Raw genomic sequence first — 3,546 nt, 5'->3', positions numbered from 1 at the left:
CGTCGCGCGCTGATCGGCGGCGCCGCGGCCGATCAGCGCGCGACGCGTCGGCGCGAAAGGTGTTTCGGGCATCACCGCGATCCCTGCGCCGCGAACCAGGCGGCGATGGCCCGGCTCTCGGCCTCGTCGAAGCCCTTGGCGATGCGGTTCATCAGGGTGGCCGGCCGTGCGCCGCCGCGGAACGCGTCGAGCGCCGCCACGATCTCGGCCTCGGACCGTCCCTCCAGCCTGCCCATCGCCGCGCCCTCGGTGTGGCAGCCGGTGCAGGAGGAGGCGCCTGGGGGAGGGCGCATCTCGGCCGCGCCCGCACCCGACCCGAAGGCGAGCGCGGCCAGAAACGCGAGCGCCGGCCGCGCCGCCCTCATGCGCGGCGCAGGTCCGCGTCCTTCAGGGGCAGATGGCGCACGCGCTTGCCGGTGGCGGCGAAGACCGCGTTGAGTACCGCCGGGGCCGCCACCGCGATGGTCGGCTCGCCGACGCCGCCCCAGAAGCCGCCGGACGGCATCAGGATGGTCTCGACCACGGGCATCGCGTCCATCCGCATGACGGGATAGCTGTCGAAGTTGGTCTGCTCGATGCGGCCGTCCTTGACCGTGCAGGCGCCGTAGAGCGCCGCCGACAGGCCGTAGACGAAGGAGCCGGCGACCTGCGCGTCGATCTGCTGCGGGTTGACCGCGTGGCCGGGATCGGTCGCCGCGACGATCCGGTGGATCTTCAGCTCGCCGGCCTCCGAGACCGAGACCTCGACCGCGCCCGCCACGTAGCTGCCGAAGCCCATGGTCTGGCAGAGGCCGCGGTGGACGCCCTCCGGTGGTTTGGTGTCCCAGCCGATCTTGTCCGCCACCGCCTGCAGCACGGCGCGGTGCTTGGGGTGATTGCCCATCAGCTTCAGCCGGAAGGCGAGCGGATCCTGGCCGGCGGCGTGGGCCAGCTCGTCCATGAAGCATTCGAGATAGATGGCGTTCGGGTTGAGGTTCACGCCCCGCCAGAAGCCCGGCAGGATATGCGGGTTGCGCATGGCGTGATCGACGAGGATGTTCGGGATCGTGTAGCCGATCGCGGCTTCCGGCCCGCCCGGGTTGAGCCCCTGGAAGGTGACGGGGTCGCGGCCCTCGACCATGCGCTGGGGCGCGACCGAGGCCAGGATCGACTGGCCGGAGATGCGCATGTGCAGACCGGTCAGGTTGCCGTCGCTGTCGAGCGCGCCGCGCAGGCGGCACTGCGTGACCGGATGGTACCGGCCATGGATCATGTCCTCCTCGCGGGTCCAGATCAGCTTCACCGGCGTGCCCGGCATCTCCTTCGCGATCTGCACCGCCTGCCGCAGCCAGTCGTGCGTGGCGCCGCGGCGCCCGAAGCCGCCGCCGAGATGGATCTTGTGGACCTCGCAGGCCGTGGCCGACAGGCCGGCGGCCTCGGCGGTGGCGGCCAGCGCCGCCTCTCCGTTCTGCGTCGGCGCCCAGACCTCGCAGCGCTCCGGCGTCCAGACCGCGGTGGCGTTCATCGGCTCCATCGTGGCGTGGTTCTGGAAGGGCACGCCGTAGACGGCCTCCACCACCTTGGCCGCCCCCGTCAGCGCACCGGCCACATCGCCGGACTTGTTGCCGACGAAGGCCTCCTGCGCGTCCAATCCCTCGCGCAGAGTCGCCGCGATGGTCTCGCTGGAGACCGTCGCGTTCGGGCCCTCGTCCCAGACGACCGGCAGCGCGTCGAGGGCGGTCTTGGCGCGCCAGAACGTATCGGCCACCACGACGACCGCGCTGTCGCCGATCTGTAGCACGCGCTTGACGCCGGGCATGCCCGAGACCGCCGCCGCGTCGAAGCTCTTCACGGTGCCGCCGGTCACCGGGCAGTCCCGGATCGCGGCGTTGAGCAGGCCGGGCAGGGTCAGGTCGATCCCGTAGACCTGGGAGCCGTCGAGCTTGGCCAGGGTGTCGAGGCGCTTCAGCGGCTTGCCGGCGAGCGTCCAGTCCTTGGGATCCTTGAGCACCACCTCCTTCGGCGGCTCGATCTTCGCCGCCTCCGCGGCGACCGCGCCGTAGGTGGTCCTGCGGCCGGACGGTCCGTGGGTGATGACGCCCCGCTCGACCCGGCACTCCTCGGCCGGCACGCCCCAGCCCTTGGCGGCGGCGGCGATCAGCATGATGCGGGCGGCGGCGCCGCCCTTTCGGACGTATTCGTGCGACTCGCGGATGCCGCGGCTGCCGCCGGTCGAGTAGTCGCCCCAGATGCGCTTGCGGGCGAGGTTCTGGCCCGGGCTCGGATACTCGGTGGTGACGCGGGCCCAGTCGCAGCCGAGTTCCTCGGCGACGAGCTGGGCGAGGCCGGTGAGGGTGCCCTGGCCCATCTCCGAGCGGGCGATGCGGATCACCACGGTCTCGTCCGGCCGCACCACGACCCAGGCATTCACCTCCGGGACGGCGGGCGCCGCGTCGAGGATCGCGGCCCGGGCCGGGGCGAGGGCCGGAATATGGAAGCCGAGGGTGAACAGGCCGGCGCCGGCCAGCACGGTGCGGCGGGAGGGGCGGGAGGTTTGGCGAGCGCTGCGCATCGGTCTTCCCCTCAGCCGGACTGGCCGCGCTCGGCGGCGAGCTTGATGCCCGCGAGCACGCGGTTGTAGGTGCCGCAGCGGCAGATGTTGGTGATCTCGGCGCGGATCTGATCCTCGCTCGGGCGCGGGTTCTGCGCCAGCAGGGCGGCCGAGGCCATGATCATCCCCGGCTGGCAGAAGCCGCATTGCGGAACGTCGAGCTCGGCCCACGCCTTCTGAACTGGGTGATCGGCGCCGGGCGCCAGCCCCTCGATCGTGACGATCTTCTGCCCCGGTTCGACCGAGGAGAGCGGCACCGAGCAGGCGCGCACCGCCGCGCCGTCGATATGCACGGTGCAGGCGCCGCACTGGGCGATGCCGCAGCCGTACTTCGTGCCGGTCAGGCCGATCTGCTCCCGGATCACCCACAGGAGCGGCGTGTCCGGCTCGGCATCGAACTCGCGCACGACGCCGTTGACGTTCAGTCGCGCCATGGCATCCCTCTCCTTGGAATCGTCCTAAGGCATACGGTATCCCTCGGATGCCGGGACATCACAAGGGGTGCCTGCGACCGCCGGGTGCGGGTGACAAGTCATGACGCTGCGATGGCCCGCTCGATCCTCTCCCCTGTCAGGGTTTACCCGGAACCGAGGTCGTCAAGCGAAGCTGCGTCACGCCGTTCCGAGCTGGTCAGGGCCGCGGCAATTCCGCAATTACGCTGGCCTGATCCGCCAATGGGCATCGAGCCGTCAGGCTCCGGCCGCCCGATGGTTCGAGTATGCTGCGAGTTTGATCGAAGACATGGAGTTGCGCGGCTCCACTCGATTTCTTTCAAGCACCGACGCAGCCTCAAGCGATGCCGAGGGCGTAGATGAGCGCGAGGCTGATCATGACCAGCACGAGGAGCGAGCCGGTGACGGCCGCCGTCACGCGGGCGCCGACCCGGGCGAGAACCCGTACGTCCACGCCGAGCCCGAGAGCGGCCATCGCCACGATGGTCAGGTAGCCGGCCACCT

3 protein-coding genes are annotated in these 3,546 nt (G+C 71.1%); all 3 read right to left on the bottom strand.

The window, feature by feature from the left end:
• Nucleotides 1-71: 71 nt before the first annotated feature.
• The 3 genes from MFF42_RS14395 to MFF42_RS14385 are packed head-to-tail and all read right to left on the bottom strand — an operon-like array spanning nucleotide 72 to nucleotide 3,024.
• Nucleotides 72-365: a c-type cytochrome gene (locus MFF42_RS14395; protein ID WP_238256343.1), complete on the bottom strand. Its 294-nt coding sequence runs from the start codon at nucleotides 363-365 to the stop codon at nucleotides 72-74.
• Nucleotides 362-2,551 (bottom strand): xanthine dehydrogenase family protein molybdopterin-binding subunit, encoded by a 2,190-nt coding sequence (locus MFF42_RS14390; RefSeq protein WP_238256342.1) that lies wholly within the window; start codon nucleotides 2,549-2,551, stop codon nucleotides 362-364. The genes MFF42_RS14395 and MFF42_RS14390 overlap by 4 nt, the downstream gene beginning before the upstream one ends.
• Nucleotides 2,552-2,562: 11 nt before the next feature.
• Nucleotides 2,563-3,024, bottom strand: coding sequence for a (2Fe-2S)-binding protein (locus tag MFF42_RS14385; RefSeq protein ID WP_238256341.1), 462 nt, complete (start codon nucleotides 3,022-3,024; stop codon nucleotides 2,563-2,565).
• Nucleotides 3,025-3,546 lie beyond the last annotated feature (522 nt).

The sequence above is a fragment of the Methylorubrum podarium genome (genome assembly GCF_022179745.1).
GTDB classification, from domain to species: domain Bacteria; phylum Pseudomonadota; class Alphaproteobacteria; order Rhizobiales; family Beijerinckiaceae; genus Methylobacterium; species Methylobacterium podarium.
Note: the sequence above shows the minus strand (reverse complement) of the source record. Positions and strands in the feature narration are given on the sequence as shown.

Bases quoted from the DNA above. Each gene is read 5' to 3' on its own strand.
- MFF42_RS14395 (WP_238256343.1), bottom strand. From the start codon at position 365: ATGAGGGCGGCGCGGCCGGCGCTCGCGTTTCTGGCCGCGCTCGCCTTC.
- MFF42_RS14385 (WP_238256341.1), bottom strand. From the start codon at position 3,024: ATGGCGCGACTGAACGTCAACGGCGTCGTGCGCGAGTTCGATGCCGAG.
- MFF42_RS14390 (WP_238256342.1), bottom strand. From the start codon at position 2,551: ATGCGCAGCGCTCGCCAAACCTCCCGCCCCTCCCGCCGCACCGTGCTG.